Here is a 25,279-nt window from a genome sequence, read left to right as displayed (position 1 = left end):
ACGCCGAGGACCGCACACAGAAACCTTCCCGCCCCGACGCGGACCCCGAGGACCGCACACAGAAACCTTCCCGCCCCGACGCCGACCCGGGAGACACCGGATGAACGCAATCGTCCCCCTGCCGGTGCTGCTGCCGCTCTGTGCCACCGGCCTGAGCCTCGCCGTCGGCACCCGGCTCAAGAAGATCCAACGCCTCGTCAGCGTCGCCGTGCTCACCGCCGTGCTCGGGCTCTCCGTCACGCTGATGATCGTCGCCGACACCCGCGGCCCGCTCACCGTCCACCTCGGGGACTTCGCGCCGCCGCTCGGCATCACCCTGGTCGCCGACCGGCTCTCCGGGCTGATGCTGACCGTCTCCTCCGCCATCACGCTCTGCGTGCTGGTCTACTCCCTGGGCCAGGGCATGGCCGACCGGGACGAGGAAACACCCGTGGCGGTCTTCCACCCCGCGTACCTGATCCTGGTCGCCGGGGTCTCCTGCACCTTCCTCGCCGGTGACCTCGTCAACCTCTATGTCGGCTTCGAGATCATGCTGGTCGCCAGCTTCGTCCTGCTCACGCTCGGCGGCACCGGATCCCGCATCCGCGCGGGCTCCACCTACGTGATCATCTCGCTGTTCTCGTCGATGCTGTTCCTCACCGCCATCGCCATGACCTACGCGGCGACCGGCACCGCCAACCTCGCGCAGCTGGCCGGCCGGCTCGCCGCGCTCCCCCTCGGGGTGCAGACCCTGATCCAGGCGATGCTGCTCACCGTCTTCGCCATCAAGGCCGCCGTCTTCCCGCTCGCCGCCTGGCTCCCCGACTCCTATCCGACCGCGCCCGCCCCCGTCACCGCGGTCTTCGCCGGTCTGCTCACCAAGGTCGGCGTGTACTGCATGCTGCGCACGGAGACCCTGCTCTTCCCCGGCAACCGGCTCGGCGACCTGCTGATGGCAGCCGCGCTCGCCTCGATGGTCGTCGGCATCCTCGGAGCCGTCGCCCAGACCGACCTGAAGAGGCTGCTCTCCTTCACCCTCATCAGCCACATCGGCTACATGGTCTTCGGCATCGGCCTCGCCACCCGGGACGCGTACGGCGGCGCGATCGTCTACGTCGCCCACCACATCACCGTCCAGACCACACTCTTCCTGGTGGCCGGGCTCATCGAACGCCGGGGCGGCACCAACGAACTCACCCGGATCGGCGGACTGGCCAAGGCTTCCCCGCTGCTCGCCGTCCTCTTCTTCGTGCCCGCCATGAACCTGGCCGGTATCCCGCCGCTGTCCGGCTTCATCGGCAAGCTCGGGCTGATGCGGGCCGGGGTCGCCGACGGCAGCGTCTGGGCGTGGCTCCTCGTCATCGGGTCGGCGGTGACCAGCCTCCTCACGCTGTACGTGATGGCCAAGGTCTGGAACCTGGCGTTCTGGCGGGCCGCGCCCCCGGGACAGGTCGTGGCCGGCACCGTTCTGGAGGCCGATTCCGACGAGGAGGACAACGACGCCGACGCGGGCCCCGACCACATCCGCGGCAGCGGCGACGAACCGGTCCGCCACCGCCATCAGCCCGCGGGGCTCGCGGTCGCGGCCACCCTGCACGGACACGCCGTCACCACCACGACGCAACTGCCGCGGCCGATGACCGCGGCCACCGCGGCAGCCGTCGCCCTCGGACTCGCCTTCACCGTGTTCGCCGGACCGCTGACCTCCTACACCGACCGCGCGGCCGCCGAACTCATCGCACGCACCCCCTACGTAGAGGCGGTGCTCGGCCGGTGAAACGCCTCGTCAAGCTGTCCTTCCGGAACAAGGACCTGCCCCCTTTCAGCTGTGAGTTCGGCGGGCGGGGACGCGTGCTGGATCTCCCGCTGATCGCCTGGCTCACCTTCATCTGGGTGCTGCTCTGGTCCAGCCTGAACTGGGCCAACATCCTGATCGGCGCGGTCGTCGCGGTCGCGGTCTGTCTGGCGTTCCCGCTGCCCCGGGTCGACCTCGGGCTCCGCCTGCACCCGTGGGGCATCATCATGCTCGCCGGCTATCTGCTCTACGACATGTACACCTCCGGCGTACGGGTCACCCGGCAGATCTTCGTCGACCATCCGCACCGGGCCGCCGTCATCGCCGTACCGCTGCGGTGCCGCTCGGACCTGATGCTCGCGGCCACCGCCGTCGCGGTGTCGAATGTGCCCGGCGGGTCGATCGTCGAGGTCCGCCGCGCCACCGCCACCGTCTTCCTGCACGTCCTCGACGCGGACAGACCCGCCGTACTCGACGCGGCGCGGCGCTCGGTATGGCGGATCGAGGAGCTGACCGTACGGGCCTTCGGCACGTCCGACGAGATCGCCCGCGTCGCCGAACCGCCCCCACCGACCGGACCCGGCAGGGGGGAGGGCGGGTGAGCGCGCCGGAGACCGTCGACCGGGTGCTGCTCACCGCGGCCGTCGTCGTGATCGTCATCGCCGGAGCGGGGCTCCTCACCCGGATCTGGCGAGGCCCTTCCATGCTGGACCGGGCCATCTCGCTGGACGTGTGCGCCGCCCTCATCATCGCGGGCCTGGGTGCCAAGTCCGCCTTCGCGCGCGACCCGTTCTACTTCCCGATCATGCTGGTCCTGGCCTTCCTCGGCTTCACGGGATCGGTCGGCATCGCACGTTTCATCGCCGCGCGCGACCGGCCGGCGCTGCGAGCGGACGCGGTCGGAACCGAACGCGGTGACGGTAACGGCGGTACGAACGGGACCCAGGAGGACGCGCGATGACCCTCTGGCTCCAGATCCTCGACACGGCCGGTGCGGCGCTGGTGTTCATCGGTGCGGCGATCTGCCTGCTCGGTGTGATCGGAATGCTACGGCTGCCGGACGTGCTGTCCCGCAGCCATGCCGCCACCAAACCGCAGACCCTCGGCATGCTCCTGGTCCTCGCCGGGGTGGCCCTGCGGCTGCGCAGCGGCATGGATCTCGCCACCCTCGCGCTGATCGGGTTCTTCCAGCTGATGACCGGCCCGGTCGCCGCCCACCTGGTGGCACGATCCGCCTACCGGACCGGCCAGGTCGACCACGGCGAGCTGCTCTTCGACGAACTGGACGAGCAACTGACCGAGGAGAACTGAGACCGCTGCCGTGCGGGGCGCACGGCGCCGCGTCCAACGGTGGACAGCAGGCGGCCGAGGGCGATCCCGGTGAGTCCACGAACGGGCGTCGCCGCGGGGACGGGTGCCCCGGCCCCGCGCCGGGACGACGGCCGGACTCCCCGACGGGTTTCTCCCACATGCGGGTGGCACCCGCGACTAGCCTCCGACCATGCTGCGTATCGCCGACACCCGCACCGGTCACCTCGTCGAAATCCCCGCCGCGCCCCGCCGTCTGCTGCGCAGCTGTGTCCATCTGCCGGTCATCGGTACCGGGACCGGCACTGGCGCCGGCACCGGGATCGGTCCGGTGCACCTGCGTGTGCCGCTGGTCGGTGACGTACTGGCACGCATCGCGGAGCTGAACGGCCTCCAGGTCGTCACGGTCCTCACCACCCCGGAGCTGACCCCCGACCGGGCCACGGCGCTCGACCGGGTCATGGCGGTGCTCGGCATCCATCCCCCTGTCGTCGTCGGAGCCCACCACCCGGACGCGGCACTCGGCGGCCCCGCCGACGTGCACGTGGTCGCCCAGGGCGCCGACATCGGTGATGCCACGGGCGGGGGCCGGATCGAGGTGGGCCGGGTCGGCACGGTCCTGCTGGAGGAGGGCGTCCCCGACCCCGGCCACCTCCTGTCCCCGGACCGGCCGGATGTACTCGTGCCCGAGACCGCCGATCCCCTGGCCGTGCGGCTGCTGCTGCTCCACCGTCCTTACGCCACTCCGGTCACGGTCACCGGTGCGGCGCTGGCCGAGGCCCGGCGGACGCTGCGGCAATGGCGTCGGCAGGTGGCCGACTGGGCGCAGGAGCCGTCCCGGCCGATCCCCGCCGATCTGCTGCGGGAGTCGCACGCGGCGCTCGTCGACGACCTCGATGTCGCCGCCGTACTGGACCTGCTCGCCGATGTGGCGGAACGCTCCGATGTGCCGTCCGGCGCCAAGTTCGAGACCTTCGCCCACCTCGACCGGGTCCTCGGCCTGGACCTCGTCCGTGACGTCGGCCACCAGTACATCCCGGAAGGGCCGACACCCCGCTGAAACACAACGAGGCTGTACCTTCTGTGCCCCGGTCGCAGCCGCCCGCGTAGCCGGGCAGGCCCAGAGTGCCGACCGGGGATCGGGCCGCCCGTAGCGGTGTACGCGGGATTCGGTGCTGCCCCCGGAGAATGCTGCCCCGGAAGAATCGCGCGGCGCGCGGCCCGTGCCGATGCGGCAGGAAGGCCGTGCCCATGTTCTGCCTAATGCGGGAACGGTGCTCCCCCGACCGCGCATAGTGCCGATATCCGTCCGTGCCCCGGGCGCTGCCGCTGCCCCCCACACACGGCTCGCAAGAGGAAAGGAGCTGACGGATTTGATGTTCCGTAGACGAAAGCAAAGGATTGAACGGAAGGTCCGTCAGGCAGCCGTTGCCGGATACGTTGCGATGGATCGCCGGGCGCCGGTGTCCGAGGCGGGCGGAGCGCTCCTGCGCAAGGCATTTCCCGACCACTGGTCGTTTCTGCTGGGTGAACTCGCCCTGTACAGCCTCATCGCTCTCGTGGTGACGGGCAGCTACCTCACACTGTTCTTCGACCCGGGCATGGAGCAGGAAATCTACGAAGGCTCGCACGTCCCTCTGCAAGGGGTTCTGGTCTCACAGGCGTACGCGACGACGCTGGACATCAGCTTCGACGTGCGGGGCGGGCTGCTGATTCGGCAGATGCATCACTGGGCGGCCCTCATCTTCGTCGCCGCGTTGGGCGTGCACCTGCTCCGGGTCTTCTTCACCGGCGCGTTCCGCAGACCCCGCGAGATCAACTGGATGATCGGCGTCACGTTGTTCATGCTCGCCCTGGTGGAGGGATTCGCCGGGTATTCCCTGCCGGACGACCTGTTGTCCGGTACCGGTTTGCGTACCGCTTACACGATTGTGACCGCTATTCCCGTTGTCGGTACCTACCTGGGTTTCTTCCTGTGGGGCGGGAATTTTCCAGGCGATGTCATCATTCCGCGACTCTATATCGTTCATGTGTTGTTCGTGCCCGGCGTGTTGATCGCCCTGGTCGTCGTGCATCTGCTGCTGGTCGTCTACTTGAAGCACACGCAATGGTCGTCCCGGGGAAAGACCAATCGGAATGTCGTCGGGCAGCCGATGTTCCCGCATTTCACCGCGAAGTCCGCGGGCCTGAGCCTGATGGTCGTGGGTGTCCTTTCCTGGCTGGGGGCCACCGTCCAGATCAACCCCGTCTGGAGCTATGGCCCCTACCGCACCGACCACGTCTCCACCGGCTCGCAGCCGGACTGGTACGTGGGCTTCCTGGAGGGCGCGCTGCGGGTGATGCCGCCCTGGGAGACCACGGCGGTCGGGCACACCATCATGTGGAATGTCCTCCTGCCCGCTGTGGTGCTGCCCGGAGTGCTCTTCATGGTCCTCTACCTGTACCCGTACTTCGAGAGATGGGTGACGGGCGACCTGATGGAGCATCACTTGTGCGACCGGCCGCGCGACCGCCCCACTCGTACGGGTCTGGGCGTGGCGGCGATCGTCTTCTACGCGGTTCTGCTCGTCGCGGGGGGCAATGACGTGAGCGCGTTCATCTTCCGCGTCTCCGTCGAAACACTGACCTGGATCCTCAGGACCGCCCTGATCGCCGGCCCGGTGATCGCCTTCATGGTCACCAAGCGCGTGTGCCTGGCCATGCAAGCACATGACCGCCGGCTGCTGGAGGAGGGCGAGGCGAAAGGCAGAGTGAGCCAGAGTGTCTACGGGCGGATCAGCGACAGTCATCAGCCGCTGTCCGCCGAACGGCGCTACCGGTTGCTGGTCAGGGACGTCCCGCAGCCGCCGGCCCCGCCGCGCACGCGGGCATCGCACACGGCCGGACTCCGCTCCGCGCTGAGCACCTGGTACTACCGCGACCGGGTCGACATGCCGGCGACGGCGAAGGAACGCGCGCGGATCGCGGAGCTGGTGAAGGACCCGGCCGCCGCAGCGGAGGAGAAGCCGACCGCGGGGGCGGACAAGGAGCGCTGACAGCGCTCCCGTACCGGGCCGGCGCCGGGCGGGCCCGACCACGCACCGTCCGGGACACCAGATGTCAGTCGTCGCGTCCGGCGAACTGAAAGGTCATCCCGAAGACGCCGGCGAGTGCGATGCCGAGCCCGATGAGGAAGAGCCACAGCCCGTACACGATGCCGAGACTCAGCAGCGCCATACCGGCGGCCGTCAGTGCCGGGAAGAAGCTGTGCGGCGGAAAGAAGTCCAGCACACCGGTCCGTTCCTGGATCTGGGAATCCCGGCGGTCTTCGGGCCTTTCGCCCTTGCGGCGGTAGTTCATGGCGCAGAAGAACGAGATGACCGCCGACATGACGAAGGACACCGTGAGAGCGGTTCCCCCCACGGGCTCACGGGCGAACACGATGTAGGCCGCGTCGGTGAGGAGAAAGAACAGCGCGACACCCGCGAAGAGATACGCCTCGGATTTCATTCGCCAGATCCTCCGGACGTATCAGATGTATCAGACGTACCAGGGGTCGGCACCTCACGATCAGTGGTCCCCGACCGGGGCACCTCGGGGTGGTGGAGGTCGAAGGCGGGGGAGTCGGAGCGGATCCGCGGCAGTGCCTCGAAGTTGTGCCGCGGCGGCGGGCAGGAGGTCGCCCACTCCAGCGACCGGCCGAACCCCCACGGATCGTCCACGTCGACCCTCGCCGCGTGCTTGGCGGTCCTCCAGACGTTGTACAGGAAAGGAAGGGTGGAAAGGCCGAGCAGGAAGGCGCCGATCGACGAGATCGTGTTGAGGGCGGTGAAGCCGTCGGCCGCGAGGTAGTCCGCATAACGTCGGGGCATTCCACTCTCGCCCAGCCAGTGCTGGACCAGAAAAGTGGTCTGGAAGCCGACGAACAGCGTCCAGAAGTGAATCTTGCCGAGGCGTTCGTCAAGCATTCGCCCCGTCATCTTGGGCCACCAGAAGTAGAACCCGGCGAACGTGGCGAAGACGATGGTGCCGAAAAGAACGTAGTGCAGGTGGGCCACGACGAAGTAGGAATCGGTGAGGTGGAAGTCCATGGGCGGTGAGGCGACGAGCACGCCGCTCAGCCCGCCCAGGAGGAAGGTGACGAGAAAACCGACCGACCAGAGCATCGGCGTCTCGAACGAGAGGCTCCCTCCCCACATCGTGCCGATCCAGTTGAAGAACTTGACCCCGGTCGGCACCGCGATGAGGAACGACATCAGCGAGAAGAACGGCAGCAGAACCGCGCCCGTCGCGAACATGTGGTGCGCCCACACCGCCGCGGACAGCATGGTGATGGCGATCGTCGCCCCCACCATGCCGATGTACCCGAAGACGGGTTTGCGGCTGAAGACGCTGATGATTTCGGTGACCACGCCGAAGAACGGCAGTGCGACGATATATACCTCCGGGTGGCCGAAGAACCAGAAGAGGTGCTGCCACAACAGCGCACCTCCATTGGCCGGGTCGTAGACGTGCGCGCCGAACTTCCGGTCCGCCATCAGCGCCAGCAGAGCCGCCGTCAGCACGGGAAACGCCAGCAGGGCGAGAATGGAGGTGAACAGGATGTTCCACGTGAAGATCGGCATGCGGAACATCGTCATGCCGGGGGCGCGCAAGCTGACGATGGTGGCGATGAAATTCACCGAACCCAGCGTCGTACTCAGCCCGGCCAGGACGAGCCCCATGGCCCACAGCTCCCCACCGGCTCCCGGCGAGTGGATGGCATCGTTCAGCGGAGCGTAGGCGAACCACCCGAAGGAGGCGGCGCCACTCGGAAGCAGGAGTCCCGAGACGACGATCAGGCCGCCGAAGAGATAGAGCCAGTACGTCAGTGCGTTGAGGCGCGGGAACGCGACATCCGGCGCGCCGATCTGCAGCGGCATGACGGCGTTCGCGAACCCGGCGAACGTGGGAGTCGCGAACAACAGCATCATGACGGTGCCGTGAATGGTGAACAGCTGGTTGTACTGATCCGGACTCACGACCTGGAGCCCCGGCCTCGCCAGCTCCGCGCGCATCAGCATCGCCAGGATGCCGGCGAGCAGGAAGAATCCGAACGCCGTGGCCAGGTACATGTTGCCGATCGTCTTGTGATCGGTCGTGGACAGGTAGTTTCTGATCCTGATCCCCGAACTCACCCGTGGATTCGAGCCGTCCAGGGGTGTGCGCGTGTGTGGCTGGTCCAGCTCTGTCACGGCGCCTCCAGAGATGCCGGGTGAACGGCGGGGGCAGCTCACCACCGCGCCTGGTGACCAGCCGCGGTCGGCCCAACCGGAAACCTGCCTGGGGACGGCCGGGCCTACGACTCGCCGCTCGACCGTCATACCAAGTGACGGACGCGCCGGACACGCACCGCGCGGAGACCGCCTCCCGTTTGCATCCCTGCGGGGTGCACGGGGTGCACGGGGCAACAAGGGGGCGGCGGGGCGGTGACTGATTCCGATCGGCGTCCGCCTGCTCGCTCACCGGCCCCGACGCCGTACGGCTGCGGAACCGACCCCGGACTCACCGACGGTGCGGCAGGCCGGCTGCACGCAGGGTGCGGGCGCCTGATGGGCCGGAACGATCCGCGTCACCCTCTTCTGTCCGGAATTCAAAGGCTCAGGACGATGGCGGCGCCGATGCCGCCGGCACACAGGGCGAAGGCGGCTTCCGGCCAGCCGCCCTTTCCCCAGCGGAAGGGTCTGTCGAGGGCGAGCCGGCCGGGGCCGAGGGCAGCGACGGCCAGCGCCACGACCGCGATGCACACGTTGAGCTCGACGCCGCCTTCGGTCTCCCACAGGCCATGTGCCGCGGTGACGGTCACCATGGCATTGATCATTACGCCGATCAGGGTGGCCGACGCCAGTGGGGTGAACAGTCCCAGAGCCAGGCCGAGGCCCCCGAAGAACTCGGAGGCGCCGCCGACGGCGGCGTACACCATTCCAGGGTGGTAGCCCAGACCGGCGAAGCCCTTGCCCGTTGCGGTGAGACCTTCACCGCCGAATATTCCGAAGAGTTTCTGGCATCCGTGCCCTGCCATGAGGAGGCCGAAGGTGATCCTGACAAGGAGCAGACCGCAGTCGCCGGCGGAGACCGAAGGCGTTGCCGGCACGCCGGCCGCCGACTGGGGCGGGGCACGCAGCTTCTCATTGATGAACTTCACCGGAGGCTCCTTCTCTGCTCCGACGCCCCGGGGCGGTGCCGACTGACAGCCCGGGACACGGCAGGTTCGGCCGCACGGCGGCGCCTGGAGCGCACGCCGGGCACGGAGTAACGCGCGGCGCTGCCGGGAGGAAGCCGAACCAAAGAGAACCAGCTGGGCGGTCGACCCCCGGTCGTTTCACATTGAATCAAGTGACGTCGGCTTGTCATTGCAAGCCTTACCCCTTCCCCAGCCGGTCTCGACCCCGGAGCGGGTGAGTGCACGCGGTATCAGCGGGTGCCAGGAGGAGGGGCCGCCCCTGCCGCGGTCCCTCGGGCGGCACATTGCCGGCTGGACCAGGGTTCGGGGCGCGGCCGGTCCACGGTCGGGCCACGCGATCGTCCACCCTTCCGGCGACGATGCGTGCTCACCGGCTCACCCCGGGTTCCCGGACTTCGCGCCCCTGCGCGTCCCCCCGCCCCGCACACGACGAGGCTTCCCCGCTCCCCACCCCTGGCGTCCGGGCGAATGCGTGATCACGACCACCGAGCACCCGATACGCAACACCACTCGGCGACCGGCCCGTGCCGGGCTCACGGGGCCAGGAACGCGCGGTTGAGGTGGAAGGGACCGCGGAGGTCGATCTCTTCGGGGGTGAGCGGGTCCTCGGGGCGGCGGATGCGTACGGGCTTGGGCCTGAGCGGCAGGCCGTCGTCCACCGTGGCGGCCTCGGCTTCGGCCAGGGCTCGGTAGAGCGAGGCGACCGATGGGGACTTGCCCGCGTTCTTCCCGACCTTGATGGTGAGTTTCTTTGCGATCTCGGGGACGGGGACGCCCTTGTCCTTGAGTGCGACGGCGAAGGTGAGCATGTCGTCGTCGATGACCTTCGGGCGTCCTCCGTGGTTGCCCTTGGACGCGGCGACGACCTGGCCTTCGAGGGTCTTCTCCCGGATGTAGTTGCGCTCGATCTGCCCGGCGACGGCGAGGACAGCGAAGAACATCGCGCCCATGCCGTTGGGGTCGTAGATGCCGGTGAGCGGGCCGGTGAGGAGTTCGAGCTGGATGCCGCCGGCCTGGAGTTCGGCGGACAGCGTCATCAGCTCGGCGGCGTTGCGGGCGAGGCGCTTGAGTTCGTGGACGGTGAAGATGACGGGGGTCTCGGGCGCGGCCTCCTTGAACTGGTGGGCCAGCGCGAGCGCCTTCTCCAGCTCGGGCCGGACCTTGACCCGGGTGCTGATTTGCTCGGAGAAGACTTTGTGGCACTCCGCCCGGCGGAGGGCTTCGAGCTGGCTCGCCAGTTCCTGCCGGGCGGTCGACGTGCGGGCGTATCCGATTCGCACCGGCCGCTCGGTGCGGGGCGCGGGCACCACCGCGAGCGCGGGCCCCTGCTTCCATGCGCGGCCGGGACCGCGGTCGGCGGGCACCGGGATCTCCAGTTCCTCGCGGAGCGCGGGGACGAGAACGAAGCGCGGGGTGTGGTACTTCGCGGCGGTCTTGCCGCCCCGGGTACGGCAGGCGCTGCCGGCAGGCGCGTCACAGTTCGGGCAGTCGTGACGTTCTACCGCCAATGCGGCCTGATCGGGTGTCAAACCCATGACGGCAGCCTCTCAGAAGTGCCTCGCACAACGTGCGGGTTTCGAGAGGACTTTTGCGAATGGCGACCTGGTGAAACGTGATCGCTTCCGGGCCTCTCGCAGAACTCTCACAGATGACCATTTGTGAGAAGTGGGGCCCGGGCGCGTACTCCCGGACGAGACGTATGCGAGGGAACGCCGACGGAAGAAAAGTTAACCAAATGCTTGACTATTCGCTGTCGGCATCGAATAGTTAGGCACATGCTTAACCAAGCTGGTTCGTTGGACCGGGTGTTCCAAGCGCTGGCGGACGCGACTCGCCGGGACATCGTTGAGCGGTTGATCCGCGGGCCTGCCTCGGTCAGTGAGCTGGCCCGGCCGCTGGCCATGTCGCTGCCAGCGGTGATGCAGCACCTACAGGTACTGGAGGCGTGCGGACTGGTCCGGTCTGAGAAAGCCGGAAGGGTACGCACCTGCCACATCGAACCGGGTGTGCTGCGCATGGCCGAGGACTGGATCGCTGCGCAGCGCACTGTCTGGGAACACCGCCTCGATCGCCTCGGCGACTACCTGACCGAACACTGCGACAGCCCAGATCAAGGGAGCGCACAATGACCGATCACGTGGTCACGCATGCCACGTTCACCCTCGAACGCCTCTACGCGGCCTCACCGGCCACAGTGTTCGCCGCGTGGGCCGCCCCCGAAGCAAAGGCCCGCTGGTTCGCCGGCCCCGACGCCGAGCACGAGCTTGATTTCCGCGTCGGTGGGCGGGAGGTCAACCGCGGCCGCTCTGGCGGTGGGCCAGTGCTGACTTTCGAGTCCTGGTACCGCGACATCGTCCAGGACGAGCGGATCGTCTACACCTCCACTCTGTCCGAGGGGCAAGAACTTGCGACAGTGTCGCTGACGACGGTGGAGTTCCACCCTGAGGGGGGTGGCACCCGGCTGCTACTCACCGAGCAGAGCACCTTCCTCGACGGCCGCGAAGAACCAAGCTGGCGGAAGCAGGGCACCGGCAAGTGGCTTGACGCGCTCGCCGCCGAACTGCTGCGAAGCATCGAGCAACAGTGATGACCACGAGCAACCTTTCGCAGACCCGCCGTTGGCGGGTGCTGGCGCTGCTGGGCACGGCGTTCTTCATGACGATTCTGGACGGCACCAGCCTGCTCGCCGCTCTGCCCGCGATCGAAGGCCACCTTCGCCTGCACGGTCCTGCCGTCCAATGGACCGTGACGGCCTACGCGCTGGCCTTCAGCGGGCTGCTGTTGTTATGCGGCCGCGCTGCGGATCTGCTGGGCCGTCGGCGTGTGTTCATCGCCGGGATGGTGCTGCGGGTCGTGGCCTCGCTGGCGTGCGGGCTCGCTCCATCCATCCAGGCCCTGGTGGCCGCCCGGGCGGTGCAGGGCGTCTCGGCCGCGATCATCGCTCCGGCCGCGTTGTCGATGGTCATGAACACTTTCCCCGAAGGGATCGAGCGGAACAGGGCGCTCGGTATCTGGGGCGGCCTCGGCGGGTTCGGCGCCACCGCCGGTCTACTACTGGGCGGCATCATCACCGATATCTTCGGCTGGCAGTGGGTGTTCTGGGTCAACGTCCCGGTCGGGACTCTCGTGCTGGTGCTCGCCCCCGCCATGCTGCGCGAAAGCCGGGGCCGAGCACGCTCCCGTTCCTTCGATATCCCTGGTGCGCTGACCATTGCCCCGGCACTCGTTCTGCTCGTATACGTGATCACCCGGGTGCCGACATCCGGGTGGGCGAATGGGCAGAGCATCGGGCTACTGGCCGCCGTGGCCGTGCTGGTCTGGATGTTCATCCTGATCGAGAAGCGATCGGTGGCCCCGCTCGTTTCCCTTCAGTCGCTGCGCTCGCGCATGCTGATCGGCGGCAACCTCCTCCTGCTCATCGCCGGCATGACCGTCGACGGCATGCTCGTCACCCTCACCTCTTTCGTGCAGCAGGTGCTCGGCTGGCCGGCGGCGCAGTTCGGGCTGGCGGCCGCGGTGATGACCGTCACCGCGGCCGCAGGCGCCCTGCTGAGCCAACGGATCGTGCCCAGGCTCAGCCTGGGGCGGGTAGCTGCCGCCGGGACCGTCCTGCTCGGTTGTGGCTGCCTGCTGCTCACCCGCATACCGGCCGGTGGCCCGATGAGTCTTCTGCCGGCGGCCCTGTTCTTGTTCGGGGCGGGAATGGGCGCCGTCACGGTATGCGCACAGATCGCCGCGCTGACCGGCGTCACCGAAAAGGACTCAGGCCTGGCCGCCGGCCTCGCCGACACCTCCTTCGCCGTCGGCACCGCCCTCGGCACTGCCATCTGCACCAGCGTCGCTGCCGCCCGCACGTCCGCGATCGGTGGTCCGACACCGCTCGCACTCACCACCGGGCAGCATGCCGCGTTTGGGGCAGCCGGCGTCTTCGCCGCTCTCGCCTTGATCACCGCGTTGACGCTCCTCGGCAAGCGATCCGGCCTATCCCGCAGTGTGTCGGCAGACGCAAGCGAGAACGTATCTACCAGGGCACCGTCGACCTCACCTTGATCTACGGGACACACCCTTGGCTCGCTCCTGGCGTGATTCCTGTTCCGCATTCCACGGAGGGCCGGACCCGAATCCGGCGACAAGGCCCCAGCCTCACCAGCGCACCCCTGCGCCCCCTGTGCCGAGGTCCTCGGTGTTGCTGCGGGTGCGGACGGCACCCGGCTCACTCCTCCTCTCCGCCGTCATCGTCGAGGTCGACGGCGTCCGGGTCGCGCAGGGGCCGCAGGCCATCGACGGGCTGGGAGGCGGTGAAGTTGTAGCGGCCCAGGCAGTTCAGATTCTTGTGCTTGAGCGGGGACAGCCGGGCGATGTCCTCGTCCCTGATGCCGTGGCCCTCGGCGCGCAGCTGGGCGACGGCGGCGTCGATGTAGCGTGTCGTCCAGAGAACTACCGCGTTCAAAACCAGTCCCAGTGACCCTAGTTGATCTACCATTCCGTCCCGGTAAGCCTGGTGGATGGTGCCCTTCTTGCCGTGGCAGATGTCGCGGGCGAGCTTGTGGCGGGACTCCTGGACGGTGAGCTGCTTGTGCATCTGGCGGCGATAGGTGTCGTCGACCGGGTCGACGACGGCGAGCAGGTGCAGGGTCTTGGCGATGCGCCCGTACTCGGCGAACGCCTGCCCCAGCGGGGTCGGGTGGCCCTCGCGGCCGAACATCCGCAGCAGGTCATAGGCGCGGACCTGGCTGGTGACCAGAGAGCCGGCCACCCGCAGCATGTCCGGCCACGCGGTGAGCACCTTCTTCACTTTCACCTTGTTGCGCGCGATGGCCTCCAGCGGCCCGTACCCGCCCACCGTCTCGGCGCCGGGCATCTGGGCCTTCCGGAACCGCTGGTCCTGAAGGTCCTTGAAACGCGGGGAGAAGCGGTAGCCCCTCGGACCAGGAGAAAAAGGAGTGGATCGCGGCGAACAAGGAGATCATCCAGGCTGCGGCGAAGAACTCCGCACTGCCTCCGGACATGGTCGCGGGCATCGCATGGCAGGAGATCGCAGGCCGGCCGGGGTACGCGGACGACGTGGTCGACACGATCCGTGAGCAGGCCGACGCACCCTGGGGGCTGATCCCTGTCTCACCGGAGAATCTGCCGGGTCGTCTCGGTGGTAGCCCCGACGAGACTTCCTCCGGACCCATCGCGATCCGGGTCCGACGTGGTGCTGAAGTGCTCGGTTAAGATCCGGACAACCTGACCGAACACCAGCGCGCCGTCGTGGAGGAATCCCTCCAGGACCCCGGGCAGAACATCTTCATCGCGTCCGAATACCTGGCGCAACTCAAAGCGGAGAGTGAGTTCGCCAACGTGCCCGCAGAGGAGATGACGTCCGCCCAGTACCAAGAACTTGCCGCGCGGTACAACGGTGGGCCCTACTGGGAAGGCGACAAGGCCCAGGCGTACGGCCGGGGATTCAACAACGACCTCGATAACGCCAGGAAAGCACTGCGCTGATGTCCGACCAGTTCGAAACCACACGTGCGCCCGGGGACGACAGCGGCTGCCTTCGACGGGTCATGGCTGTACCGCTGACACTCCTCTATGCGATCGCAGCATTCTGTTGCTATACGGCGCTGATCACTCGCCCTTCGGGGAGCTGGGACCAGGACGCGTACGGTGCGATCACACTGATGTGTTTTCTCGCCATCGTGGTCAGCGGCCTCGGACTGCTCGTCACGGTCGTCCCTCCCACGGTTCGGCGCGCGATGGGCCCCTGGTGGCTGGCGCCGCCGCTGATGCTCAGTGCGATCGCGGTGGCCCGGTGGGTTCTGGGAGGCTGATGGCTGTCCTGTGATGGGGCAGCCTTCAGGCCGACCGGGACTTCCTTGTCGAGCTTGATGAGGAACTTCTTGAACTCCTCGGCGCGGTGGCGGCGGGGCAGGGAACCGATCACCTTGCCGGTGGCGACCGCCAGAGCGGCGAACAGGGTGGTGGTGCCGGCGCGTACGTAGTCGTGGGTGGTCCGCTGCGGAACCCCGGGCATCATCGGCAGCACCGGCTGAGAGCGGTCCAGGGCCTGGATCTGCGACTTCTCGCCGACGCAGAACACCAAAGCTCCCTCAGGCGGGTCCAGGTAGAGGCCGACGACGTCGTGGACCTTGTCGATGAAGTACGGATCCGTCGACAGCCTGAACGTCTCCGAGCGGTGCGGTTGCAGGCCGAACGCCCGCCAGATCCGCGACACGGTCGACTGCGACAAGCCCGGTTCCTTCGCCATCGAACGCGTCGACCAGTGGGTTGAGTTCTTCGGCGTGGACTCCAGCGTTCTGGCGACCAGCGCGGCCACCTGCTCGTCCGTCACTGTCCGCGGGCCACCCGGACGCGGCATATCACCCAGCCCGGCGATTCGATACTGCACGAACCGGGCCCGCCAGCGGCCCACCGCATGAGGCGTGGACCCGAGTTGAGCAGCCACGTCCTTGTTCGAGGCACCGTGGACGCAGGCCAGGATGATCCGACACCGCAGGGCCCACGCCTGCGGTGTCGAACGGCGCCGCTGGCCCTGCTCCCACTGGGCGACTGGCAGTTTTCCCGCCACTGCTCCGCCATGGCCGGCATGTTCGCCGACCTCGCGTACGCGCTGATGCGGGAGCGGTGCTCGCGGTCGCGATGCCGCGGAATCCACTTCCGGCAGGCGGCGTCACGGCCGGGCCGCTGCTGGGCCAGTATCGGCTTCGCCGGAGGGCGCAACACCTGTCAGCCGGGGAAGGGTGTGGGCTTCGGGCCTGGCACCACCGTCGGCTCCCTCCGCCGGGTGTCGCCGGGGCCCGCACTCTCTGGAGTGGCGCGGGCCCCGGTGTGAGGGGCAGCACTGCTGCCCGGTGCACGTCGGCTGCGGTGTCTCCGGCAGGTCAGGCCATGCCTGCCTCGATGGCGCGACGGATGGCGTCGGCTCGGTCGCGGATCCCCGCTTTGGCGAACAGGTTGTTGATGTGGGTCTTGACTGTGGCCTCGCTGATGAAGAGCTTCTCGGCGATGCCCCGGTTGGGCAGGCCCTGGCCGATCAGCGTGAGTACCTCGCGTTCGCGGGGTGTGAGGTCCTCGGGCAGGGCCTGTCCCAGCACCGGCGTCCTGGTCCTGACGGTGGCGAGCAGCCGGTCCTGGACCTCGCGGTCGAGCACGGACTGACCGGCGGCAGCGGCCCGGATCGCCCGGGTGATGTCCTGGCGTCCCGCGTTCTTGGTCAGGTAACCGCGGGCCCCTGCGCTCAGCGCGCCCAGGATCGAGTCGTCGTCGGCGAAGGTGGTCAGCACGACCACCGCCACCTCCGGGTACTCCTCGTCCAGCCGACGGGTTGTCTCGATCCCGTCCATCACGGGCATTCGCAGGTCCATCAGCACGACGTCCACCGGCCCGGCGGCAACAGCCGCCAGCACCTCGCTTCCGTCCGCGGCGGCCGCGACGACGTCGATGTCCTCGGACAGCCCGAGCACCGCGGCGAGCGGCTCCCGGACGGCGGCCTGATCGTCGGCGACGACCACCCTCAACCGCTGCGGCTTCTCGGTCGGTTCACTCATCCCGGGATCACTGCCTCCACTTGCCAGCCGCCCTGATCCGGCCCCTCGGTGACCGGGCCCGCGGTGACGGTTCCGCCCAGCAGAGCGACGCGTTCGCGCATTCCGATCAACCCCATCCCGCTGCCGACATCCGCGTTCACCTCACGAGTGGCGGGGCGGTTGCAGATCCTCAGTGTGGTCGACGAGGCGGCGAACGTCAGCTCCACGCCGATATCTCCCCCGGGAGCGTGCCGAGCGGCGTTGGTCAGCGCCTCCTGGGCGATCCGCAGCAGATTCTGGGTCACTTGGGCCGGCACCTCACGGACGGTCCCGGTGACGGTGAGAACGTCACGGCGGCCCGACGATTCGAGCATCGCGGTCAGGCTCTCCAGCAGTGGCAGCGAGTCCTCGCGCAGCGCGTGCACGGTCCACTGCGCCTGTTTCAGGCTCTCTTTGACCAGGCCGTGGGCCTTGTTGTTGGCCTCCCGGACCTTCTCCAGGTCACCGGTGTCGATCAGTGCATCGGCCAGTTCCAACTGCATGTTGATCCCGGCCAGCGAGTGCGCCAGAACGTCGTGCACGTCCCGGGCGATCCGGCTGCGCTCGGTCAGCACGGCGGTCTGGGCCTCGGCCCGGGCGGCGCGTTCGGCCGACTCGGCCGCCGCGAACGCCGCCAGTACGGCCCGGCGCTGGCTGCGGTTGACGATGCCGACCAGGACCGGAACGCCGGTGGCGAGACCGAGTGCCCAGGGCAACAGGTGGTGCCCCGGCCCGAGGCGGAAGTACAGGACACCGCCGCAGAGCAGACTGCAGATCCCCGCGAGAACGAGGGCCGGCTTGGTCTCGAGCCGGTATCCGGCGTGACCGGCGAGGAAGAAGGCGAAAAGGTAACTCGTTCCGCTGCGGCTGACGCCGATCAGGGCGGCCGCCGCGACGATGCCGAGGGTCAGCCAGACGACAGCGAGGTGCTTGGGAACCTTGTTCTCAGGCAGGCGCCGAGCCATCAGTGTCGCAGAGTTGATCACGAAGAGGGCGGCGACGGCCAGACCCCGGCCGCTGAAGCCCATGGGCCGGATCGTCAGGATTCCGACGACGATGACCGCAAGGCTCAGCACCCACTGCACACGCGGGTCCTGTCCAGGAACCGGCCGCGGGCCCGCCCCCTGGGCCACGGCCTTGCCAGGGGGCGGGGCGCTCTCGGTTGCGGACACGGGCAAAACATAACGCACGGTCAGGCCGTACGGTCGAAGACGGGCACGGGGCGGGTCACCATCCGGGTCCGGCTACGTATGAAGATCGTGGCCAGCCGCGTGACCACTTCGGTGAGTGCCATCAACACGAACGCCGCTACCCAGGCCTGGCCGCTGGTGATGTGGTGAGTGCTGCTGAACCGGGCGACGTCGTCGGCGCCACCGCTGTGCTCCATCCACATCTGGAAACCCATCCGCGCCCCCATGCCCAATACCCACAGGATCGCCGACACCGCACCGGCCTTGATGAGGACGTGCTCGCCAACAGCCCGGATCCGGGTGTAGATGCCGCCGGCGACGCCGAGCACAGCACCCACGCTCATCAGGACCCCGATCAGCACCAGGTCGTTGCCCTCGGTAGGAATGGTGTCCAGGTACGAGTAGGCCACGAAGGTCACGATCCCCAGCGGGATCAGGAACGATTTCAGGTCGAGTCGGCCTTCCCGCAGTTGCCGGAAGACGACGAGGATGAGGGCGACATCGGTGATCCACTCGGTCGTTGTCATGCCCTCAAGACTGCTGCGATGAGGCTCACAGCACCTGGACCTATGGGTGGAATCGGGGGTGGAGTTCAACCACCCCCCGATGTCCACCCCACCTGCCGGGCGACACGACACCGAGGAGAACGCCAGCAGCAACGGAATCAGGAGCCGGCGGTGGTCAGCGGCAGCTCGACACAGGTCTCCAGGCCGCCGTTCTCCAGCGGTGTGATCCGCAGGGTGCCAGCGTGCGCGCGGGCGATGGATTCGGCGACGGCCAGGCCGAGGCCGTGTCCGGCGACCCGGCCGGACTGCCCGGCCTGCCGGGTGTCGAGGCGGTGGAACGGTTCCCGCATCCGGTCCGTCTCCTCCTTGCTGAACCGCCGCCCGGTGTTGCTCACCACGAACCTGGCGACGCCCTCCTCCGTCCGTTCCTCCACGCACACCCGCGCGGTTCCGCCCCGGTGGTTGTGCCGGATCGCGTTCTCCACGAGGTTGCCCGTCAGCTGGCGAAGCAGCACCCGGTCACCCCTGACCTCCGCACGGGCGCAGGTGACGGTGACCTCCACACCGAGATCGTCCGCCTGCGCCCGTGTCTGGACGGTGACCTCCCGGGCCACGTCGTCCAGCTCGACGTCCTCCATCGCGACACCTCCTTGATCGGCGCGCGCCAGGGTCAGCAGCGCGTTGAGGATCTCGGCCGACCGCGTGGTGAGGGTGAGCAGCTTGGGGCCGATGTCCTGGAGCCGGTGTTCCTCCGGGGCGGCCAGCGCCACCTGCAGGAGGGCTCGCATGCCGGTGAGCGGTGTCTTCAGTTCGTGCGAGGCGTTGGAGGCGAACCGGCGTTGGGCCTCGAAGGTGCGGTCGAGCCGTCCCAGCATGTCGTTGAAGGTGTCGGCGAGCTCCCGGATCTCGTCCTTCGGGCCGCCGAGCGTGATGCGTTCGTGCAGAGTGGACCCGGCGATGCCCCGGGCGGTGGTGGTGACCTGTTGCAGCGGAGCCAGCATGCGTCCGGCCACGAGCCAGCCGAGGAACAGGGCGATCAGTAGCAGGACGGCGAGGACCACGACGCTGAAGAGCAGTAGCGCTTGCAGGAAGTCGTCCTCGGCGAAGACCACCAACGACTGTACCCAGCTGTCGGACCCGTCGCCGTTCGCGGCGGACCGCAGGCATGTTTTGAGGCGGGAGATACCCTCGTCCGGTTTCGTCACCCTGTCGGCCAGCTCACGGGCGCGGTCGGCCAGCGACGGGGGGACTGCCGCAGTCCGGGGAGACGGCGCCGCTCCCGGGGGCAGGCACCCCGCTCTGCGCCGACTGGCCCGCCGGGCTCCGGCCTCTCGCCGGGATACCCGCCGTGACCGGATTCTCGCTGTAGATCGGGACGTGCATCATGAACCCGTACAGCAGCGCCACCAGGGTCATGGCGACCACGGCGAAGAGGGCCCCGTAGGCGAGGGTCAGCCGGGTACGGAGGGTGTCCCTTGGGCGGCCCCGGCTCATCGGGCAGGCGCCAGGTAGTAACCAGCACCGGTGAGGGTGCGCAGCAGGGGCGGTTCGCGAGCTTGCGGCGGAGGGTGGAGACCGTGATCCGGACGGCGTCAGCAAGGCCGACGTTGCCGCGTCGGTGGGGAAGGGACGTCCGGGCTCACCGTAGTCAACGCCGACGGAACCACCAGCGGCAGGGCATCGCTGCTGGGCGCGCACGCCGGGGCGCCTGCGGTGCAGGCGCCCCGGCATCGGTCAGCGGCGGATCTGGTAGGCGCGGGTCACCGTCTGCTCGATGGTGTTGCCATCGGCATCGGTGGCCTGCACGCGCAGCGACACGAAGCCCGCGTTCGCGGGGTTGCCGATCGTGCCCTTGAGGCCGCCGTCGAGGCGGACCTGCCGCCAGCTGGTGCCGTCGTCGTACGAGGCCCACAGCTTCGCCCCGGCGAGCTTCAGACCATTCAGGCCCTTGGGGTAGCGCACGCCCAGTCCGATGCGGGTGGTGGAGTGCGGCCGGGCGCTGTTGGCCTGGTCGACGTCGAGTCGGTAGTCGACCGACAGGACGGGGAGCAGGGTCAGTTCTTCCTTCCGCTCGGAGTGGAAGCGCCAGTCGGTGCGCACCTTGGTGGAGGTCGTCCAGCCGGGGGCGTCCCGCTGCACGTCGGTGACCACGCGGTATTCAGCGCGCTGTGCCGTCATCGGGAAGGCGACGGGCGCCGAACGGATGCTGCCGAGGAGCTGGCCGTCCCGGTAGACGGTGGACAGCGCCTTGTCGCTGCCGGCTTCGGCGGAGAAGGACTGGTCCGGCGCGGTGTCGAGCAGACCGCCCGACGCCACCACACCGACATCGCCCTGCCGAACGGCCGAGTTGGACTGTGCGTCCGGCAGCGCGGTGCGTACCACGGCCTTGTTCCAGTCGCGGTGCACGCGCTGTCCGGCCTTGAGCGTCGAGGTGTTCGTCAGCTTCCAGGAGCCGTCCGACGTCCACACAGGACCTGCCTTCACCGCTTCCCAGGTGGGCACGTCCGCGGAGACGTACTCGGTCCGGGAGCGCGGCAGGACCACCCGGTCGAAGCCGAAGTACGCCGTCGGCTGCATCGGCGAGCGCGTCAGCCGGGCGTATCCGCCTTCGGTGGCCGGCGTCGAGGCGTGGAACGAGGAGTCCACGGTGGCCAGTTCCTCGTTGCGTACCCGGTAGCGCTGGTCGGCGGGGATGCCGCCCTTGCGGTACTTCAGCAGCTCGTAGGAGTACGGGCTCACCGCCGTACCGGAGATCCTGATCACGGCGTTGTCCAGGGCCGCCAGCTTCTCGCCCTGGGTGCCGGAGAGGGTCATCGCCGGGATCTTGGTGGCCGTCGGGCCCCAGTTGCCTGTGAGCCAGTTCTCGGGGATGTCGTTGTAGATGAGGATGGCGAGCGCACCGGCGCTCGCGGCGTCGTCGACCTGCTCTCCCACCGTGCGCTCGGCGCTCCGCTTCACCAGGGCGAGCTTGCCCCGGACGTCCTCTCCGGCCTTCGCCACGCGCAGGACGCGGGTGCCGTCGATACGTGCGGAGCCCGTCCAGCCCTCGAAGTAGGACGCGTCCAGGGTCCGGTTGCCGTGCCCGACGAGGCGGGCGTCGAGTGCGGGTGCGCCGAGCGACCAGCCGACGCGCGATTCGAAGCGCTCGTTCGCGGTCTGCGACGGGATGGAGTACACGGCCGTCTTGCCGTCCAGCCACGTCTCGCGGTCGTGGACGAGGTCACTGTCCACGGCCTGGAAGTTCAGACCGATGCGGGCGCGGTTGGTCTCCGTCGGCCGGGAGGTGGTCATGGTGACCGGGCCGGCCTTGGCGCCGTCCAGGGTGAAGGTCCGATCGGAGTCGATCATCGTGCCCGGCTGGGCGGCGTAGGTGTACTCCTCAAGCCGGCTCAAGTCGGAGTTGTAGTGGAAGATCTCCGAGATGAAGGCGTGCTCGCCGCGCGGTACCCGCACCACGACGGTCCCGTCCGCTGCGACCGGGTACGTCTCGGGCAGTTCGTAGCGGTCCAGCTGCCAGGCGGTGACCGCGGCGATGCCGCTCGTCGGCTTGCCGTCGCGGTCGAGCACCTTCAGCGTAACGTCGAAGCGCTGTACGTCCCGGCCGAAGCCGACCGCCGTCACTGCCGCCGTCCGCCCGTCGGCGGAGACCGCGGTGACGTGCGCGCCGTGGGATCCGGTCGTCACGCCGACGGTGTTGAGGGTGAGGCCGACCTCGGCGGTGCCGTGCGCCGGCACGGTCACCGAGTCGGCTCCCAGGCTGAGCACTCCGGCCGGCAGTTCCTCGCCCGCGTTCTCGACCTTCAGGGCGAGGGTGACCGGCTGGTCGCCGTCGTTGACGTACTCGATCTTCTTCCCGACCGGGGCGGTGGCGTCCCAGTCCCGCAGTCCGAAGTCGGCCGTGCCGCTGGCCGATACGGGCTGCCGGAGTGCGCGTGCCACGTCCACGCGACCGGCGCCCTGGGCGTAGACGGAGGTGGCGGCGGTGGTCTTGGCCGTACTGATCAGCTGGCTCTTCAATCGGGCCGGCGTCCAGTCGGGGTGGCGCTGCACGAGGATCGCGGCGGCGCCGGCCACGTGCGGCGTGGCCATGGAGGTGCCACTCGCGGTGGTGTACGAGCCGTCCACCGGTGTGCCCATCGTCGTGCCGGCGGCGCGGGCGGCAACGATCCGCGAGCCCGGCGCGGTGATCTCCGGCTTGAGCCCGCCGTTACCGCCTCGTGGGCCCCGGCTGGAGAAGTCGGCGACCGCGTCGGTGGAGTCCACGGCGCCGACCGTCAGGGCCGCGTCGGCGGCTCCGGGTGAACCGACGGACGTCGCCGCGGGGCCGCTGTTGCCCGCCGCGATGGTGAACAGCACGCCGGTCTGCGCCGTCAGTTCGTTGACCGCCATCGACATGGGGTCAGTGCCGTCGGCGCCTTCCGAGCCGCCCAGGCTCATGGAGATGACCTTCGCCCCCGAGTGCGCGGCCCAGTCCATCCCTTCGATGATCGAGGATTCCGAGCCGCTGCCGGCGTCGTTGAGCACCTTGCCCACGATCAGCCCGGCGCCCGGTGCCACGCCCCGGTACTTCCCGCCGGAGGCGGCTCCGCTTCCCAGGATGGTGGAGGCGACGTGGGTGCCGTGGCCATGGCCGTCGCGCGCCGTCTCGCCGGGGACGAAGCTGCGGCTTTCCACGATGCGGTCGGCGAGGTCGGGGTGGGTGGCGTCGACACCGGTGTCCAGCACCGCGACCTTCACGCCTGTGCCGTCGAAACCGTCCTTCCACGCCTCCGGGGCGCCGATCTGCGGGACGCTCCTGTCGAGCAGCGCCTTGACCTGCCCGTCCAGCCAGAGGCGCTGGACGCCCCCCGACAGGCGGGCCTTGGGGGTACCTGCGCGGGCGCTATCGTCGTCGACGGCCTCCCAGAACGCGGCGCCCTTGCGTTTGTCGGCGCTGACGGCGGCTCCGCGTACGCCGGGGAGTTTCCGTGTGAGGCGGGCTCCGCCGGGTGCGGTGTCCTTGGCGCCGGACGCGTAGCGCACGATCATCGGGGTCGACGCGTGGTGGGCATCGTCGTACCCCTGGGCGATGAGCTGGGTGACGTTGAACAGCCGGCTGTCCACCTGGCCGTTGTGCACCAGCGCTTCGACGTCGCGCGGGATCACGTACACATCGGTGCCGACGGTGTACGTCCGCAGCTCGGCCGCACTGCGGTGGTACGGGGTGATGTTGACGGCGAGGGTCTTGCTCGCCCTCGTGGCCACCGTCACCTGGTCTCCGGTGACGAGGGTGACCTTCGCGGTGCGGACTTCTGCTTGGGACGGGGTGGTTACCGCGTCCTCCCCGGTCTTCGGTGCGGGGGTGGCACCGTACACCAGGCCGCCGCCGGCCAAGGTGGTGGCCATGGTGGTCGCCAAGGTGAAGCTGAGCAGTGCGGCTCTTCGCCTGAAACGCATGCTGAACGTTCTCCTTCCGCCGGCAGGGAGGGTTCCGCGACCGGCGGGTCAAGCCTCGGCAGGAAGGGGCACCGACGCTACGGCCGCGCCTGTCGAAGAAGTGACATGTCCGCTCGCCGACACTTCGCGCATATCGAAGTCGGATGGTCGGCGTGCGTGATAACGCGGACAACGTTCCGGTGTGCGGGTGTGGTTAGATCACGCTGTGTCCGGTGGGTGGTACATCGGTTGGGGTGGGGGCGTCGTGGGAGGCGGACACATGCTGGAGGCCGCGGGGATCGGGGCGGGGGAGGAGCGGGTGTACCGCTTCCTCGTCGGGGTGCGTGAGGCTGATGCCGCGGTGATCGCTGAGCAGCTGGGGCTCGACGTGGCGCAGACACACAGGCTGTTGGCCTCGCTCCACGACAAGGGGCTGGTGGGGCGGGTGGCCGTTTCGCCGGCGGGGGGCGCGGTGCGCTATGTGCCGGTGGCGCCCGATGCCGCGCTGCGTCCGCTGCTGCTGCGTGGGCATGAGGCGCTGGAGTCGGCGCGGCGGGGGGTGGAGCAGCTCACCGAGGAGTACCGGGCCGGGGGGCGGCGGTATGACGCAGGGCAACTGGTCGAGGTGATCACGGGGGCGAGTGTGATCCGGCAGCGGCTGCGTCATATGGCGTACGGGGCCAGTGAGATGCGGTGGCTCTGCAAGGCCGGCCATGTGGCCATGCCTGCGGCGGAGAACGACGAGGAGTGGGAGCTGCTCGCCCGTGGGGTGCGGTACGAGGCTATCTACGAGCGCGCGCTGCTGGAGGAGCCCGGCATGGTCGACAACGTTGCCCGGAGCATCCGCGCGGGTGAGCAGGCGCGGGCCACCGGGACGCTGCCGGTGCGGATGGTGATCGCGGACGGTTCGATCGCCATCTGCCCGCTGATGCACGGCGGTTCGGGTGGTTCGCTGGGTGAGCCGACGGCCGCGGTGGTACACGGCAGCAGCCTGCTCGACGCGCTGATCGCGCTGTTCGAGAGCCAGTGGGCGGCGGCGTCGCCGCTGCACGTCACGGACTCCGGTGAGCTGGCCGACTTCGGCGGCAGTCCGCGGCCCGGTGCGAACGTCGCCGACGACGAGCGGTATCTGCTGTCCCTGGTCGTCGCCGGGGTCGCGGACAAGGCGATCGCCTCGCAGCTACGAGTCAGCCAGCGCACGGTGCAGCGCCGGATCCAGGTGCTGATGCAGCGCGCCGGCGCCGCGACGCGGACGCAGTTGGTGTGGCAGGCGGCGCGGCGGGGGTGGCTGCCGTGAGAGAGGGGTGGCT

The 25,279-nt window shown here is 68.9% G+C and carries 22 protein-coding genes and 1 pseudogene; 11 read left to right on the top strand and 12 right to left on the bottom strand.

Translation table 11 applies throughout. From position 1 onward, the window contains the following. Positions 1–100 precede the first annotated feature (100 nt). From ACIOMQ_RS11320 to ACIOMQ_RS11295, 6 genes are all read left to right on the top strand, one after another. The gene (locus ACIOMQ_RS11320) at positions 101–1,756 is read left to right on the top strand and encodes a Na+/H+ antiporter subunit D (protein ID WP_362201883.1); all 1,656 of its coding nucleotides are present in this window, start codon (positions 101–103) and stop codon (positions 1,754–1,756) included. After that, complete coding sequence (locus ACIOMQ_RS11315; RefSeq protein ID WP_362201880.1) at positions 1,753–2,376, top strand: Na+/H+ antiporter subunit E; 624 nt, start codon at positions 1,753–1,755, stop codon at positions 2,374–2,376. Before ACIOMQ_RS11320 ends, ACIOMQ_RS11315 begins: the two co-directional genes overlap by 4 nt. Beyond that, entirely contained in the window at positions 2,373–2,735 is a 363-nt protein-coding gene (locus ACIOMQ_RS11310) for a monovalent cation/H+ antiporter complex subunit F (RefSeq protein ID WP_362201877.1), read from the top strand. Before ACIOMQ_RS11315 ends, ACIOMQ_RS11310 begins: the two co-directional genes overlap by 4 nt. Further along, positions 2,732–3,085 carry a monovalent cation/H(+) antiporter subunit G gene (mnhG, locus tag ACIOMQ_RS11305; protein WP_362201874.1) on the top strand — a complete coding sequence of 118 codons (354 nt, stop codon included), beginning with the start codon at positions 2,732–2,734 and terminating at the stop codon, positions 3,083–3,085. The genes ACIOMQ_RS11310 and mnhG overlap by 4 nt, the downstream gene beginning before the upstream one ends. Before the next feature lie 190 nt (positions 3,086–3,275). Then, the gene (locus ACIOMQ_RS11300) at positions 3,276–4,142 is read left to right on the top strand and encodes a hypothetical protein (RefSeq protein WP_401263617.1); all 867 of its coding nucleotides are present in this window, start codon (positions 3,276–3,278) and stop codon (positions 4,140–4,142) included. Between the two features lie 313 nt (positions 4,143–4,455). Then, entirely contained in the window at positions 4,456–6,117 is a 1,662-nt protein-coding gene (locus ACIOMQ_RS11295; RefSeq protein WP_402188843.1) for a cytochrome bc complex cytochrome b subunit, read from the top strand. A 64-nt stretch (positions 6,118–6,181) separates the two neighbouring features. Here the strand turns inward: ACIOMQ_RS11295 and ACIOMQ_RS11290 are convergent, their stop codons facing one another. From ACIOMQ_RS11290 to ACIOMQ_RS11275, 4 genes are all read right to left on the bottom strand, one after another. After that, positions 6,182–6,571 carry a cytochrome c oxidase subunit 4 gene (locus tag ACIOMQ_RS11290; RefSeq protein WP_362201868.1) on the bottom strand — a complete coding sequence of 130 codons (390 nt, stop codon included), beginning with the start codon at positions 6,569–6,571 and terminating at the stop codon, positions 6,182–6,184. Further along, entirely contained in the window at positions 6,568–8,259 is a 1,692-nt protein-coding gene (gene ctaD, locus ACIOMQ_RS11285) for a cytochrome c oxidase subunit I (RefSeq protein ID WP_402188841.1), read from the bottom strand. Before ctaD ends, ACIOMQ_RS11290 begins: the two co-directional genes overlap by 4 nt. A gap of 434 nt (positions 8,260–8,693) precedes the next feature. Continuing rightward, a complete protein-coding gene (locus tag ACIOMQ_RS11280) occupies positions 8,694–9,224 on the bottom strand; it encodes a DoxX family protein (RefSeq protein ID WP_401758119.1) in 531 nt (176 codons plus the stop codon). A 593-nt stretch (positions 9,225–9,817) separates the two neighbouring features. After that, entirely contained in the window at positions 9,818–10,819 is a 1,002-nt protein-coding gene (locus tag ACIOMQ_RS11275; RefSeq protein WP_402188691.1) for a recombinase family protein, read from the bottom strand. 240 nt (positions 10,820–11,059) lie between these two features. On the opposite strand from ACIOMQ_RS11275, the gene ACIOMQ_RS11270 reads away from it, so the two are divergent. The 3 genes from ACIOMQ_RS11270 to ACIOMQ_RS11260 are packed head-to-tail and all read left to right on the top strand — an operon-like array spanning position 11,060 to position 13,334. Next, the gene (locus ACIOMQ_RS11270) at positions 11,060–11,413 is read left to right on the top strand and encodes a metalloregulator ArsR/SmtB family transcription factor (protein WP_362201862.1); all 354 of its coding nucleotides are present in this window, start codon (positions 11,060–11,062) and stop codon (positions 11,411–11,413) included. After that, positions 11,410–11,871 carry an SRPBCC family protein gene (locus tag ACIOMQ_RS11265; RefSeq protein ID WP_362201859.1) on the top strand — a complete coding sequence of 154 codons (462 nt, stop codon included), beginning with the start codon at positions 11,410–11,412 and terminating at the stop codon, positions 11,869–11,871. Before ACIOMQ_RS11270 ends, ACIOMQ_RS11265 begins: the two co-directional genes overlap by 4 nt. Positions 11,872–11,909: 38 nt before the next feature. Beyond that, positions 11,910–13,334: an MFS transporter gene (locus ACIOMQ_RS11260; RefSeq protein WP_402188689.1), complete on the top strand. Its 1,425-nt coding sequence runs from the start codon at positions 11,910–11,912 to the stop codon at positions 13,332–13,334. Positions 13,335–13,497: 163 nt separating this feature from the next. On the opposite strand, the pseudogene ACIOMQ_RS11255 reads toward ACIOMQ_RS11260, so the two are convergent. Further along, positions 13,498–14,205: pseudogene (locus ACIOMQ_RS11255) on the bottom strand (Tn3 family transposase); the annotation flags it as partial. Positions 14,206–14,540: 335 nt separating this feature from the next. Here ACIOMQ_RS11255 and ACIOMQ_RS11250 point away from each other — a divergent pair. Then, a complete protein-coding gene (locus tag ACIOMQ_RS11250) occupies positions 14,541–14,777 on the top strand; it encodes a hypothetical protein (protein ID WP_401263621.1) in 237 nt (78 codons plus the stop codon). Positions 14,778–14,886: 109 nt separating this feature from the next. Here the strand turns inward: ACIOMQ_RS11250 and ACIOMQ_RS11245 are convergent, their stop codons facing one another. The 7 genes from ACIOMQ_RS11245 to ACIOMQ_RS11215 all read right to left on the bottom strand — a co-directional run bounded on the left by ACIOMQ_RS11245 (position 14,887) and on the right by ACIOMQ_RS11215 (position 23,990). After that, positions 14,887–15,738, bottom strand: a complete 852-nt coding sequence (locus tag ACIOMQ_RS11245) for an IS630 family transposase (protein WP_402188687.1) — start codon at positions 15,736–15,738, stop codon at positions 14,887–14,889. A gap of 436 nt (positions 15,739–16,174) precedes the next feature. Next, positions 16,175–16,840: a response regulator transcription factor gene (locus tag ACIOMQ_RS11240; RefSeq protein ID WP_362201850.1), complete on the bottom strand. Its 666-nt coding sequence runs from the start codon at positions 16,838–16,840 to the stop codon at positions 16,175–16,177. Then, positions 16,837–17,943, bottom strand: coding sequence for a sensor histidine kinase (locus ACIOMQ_RS11235; RefSeq protein ID WP_401263774.1), 1,107 nt, complete (start codon positions 17,941–17,943; stop codon positions 16,837–16,839). The genes ACIOMQ_RS11240 and ACIOMQ_RS11235 overlap by 4 nt, the downstream gene beginning before the upstream one ends. A gap of 107 nt (positions 17,944–18,050) precedes the next feature. Next, complete coding sequence (locus ACIOMQ_RS11230; protein ID WP_402188685.1) at positions 18,051–18,575, bottom strand: hypothetical protein; 525 nt, start codon at positions 18,573–18,575, stop codon at positions 18,051–18,053. 137 nt (positions 18,576–18,712) lie between these two features. Continuing rightward, positions 18,713–19,666, bottom strand: coding sequence for a sensor histidine kinase (locus tag ACIOMQ_RS11225; RefSeq protein ID WP_401758001.1), 954 nt, complete (start codon positions 19,664–19,666; stop codon positions 18,713–18,715). Positions 19,667–19,772: 106 nt separating this feature from the next. Further along, positions 19,773–20,048, bottom strand: coding sequence for a hypothetical protein (locus tag ACIOMQ_RS11220; protein WP_402188683.1), 276 nt, complete (start codon positions 20,046–20,048; stop codon positions 19,773–19,775). A gap of 240 nt (positions 20,049–20,288) precedes the next feature. Next, positions 20,289–23,990: a S8 family serine peptidase gene (locus ACIOMQ_RS11215; RefSeq protein ID WP_402188681.1), complete on the bottom strand. Its 3,702-nt coding sequence runs from the start codon at positions 23,988–23,990 to the stop codon at positions 20,289–20,291. A 259-nt stretch (positions 23,991–24,249) separates the two neighbouring features. Here ACIOMQ_RS11215 and ACIOMQ_RS11210 point away from each other — a divergent pair, with 259 nt between their 5' ends. Continuing rightward, positions 24,250–25,266: a helix-turn-helix domain-containing protein gene (locus tag ACIOMQ_RS11210; protein ID WP_362201832.1), complete on the top strand. Its 1,017-nt coding sequence runs from the start codon at positions 24,250–24,252 to the stop codon at positions 25,264–25,266. Positions 25,267–25,279: the final 13 nt, after the last annotated feature.

It is taken from the genome of Streptomyces sp. NPDC087845 (assembly GCF_044742755.1).
Classification (GTDB): domain Bacteria; phylum Actinomycetota; class Actinomycetes; order Streptomycetales; family Streptomycetaceae; genus Streptomyces.
This window is presented reverse-complemented; position numbering and strand designations above follow the sequence as displayed.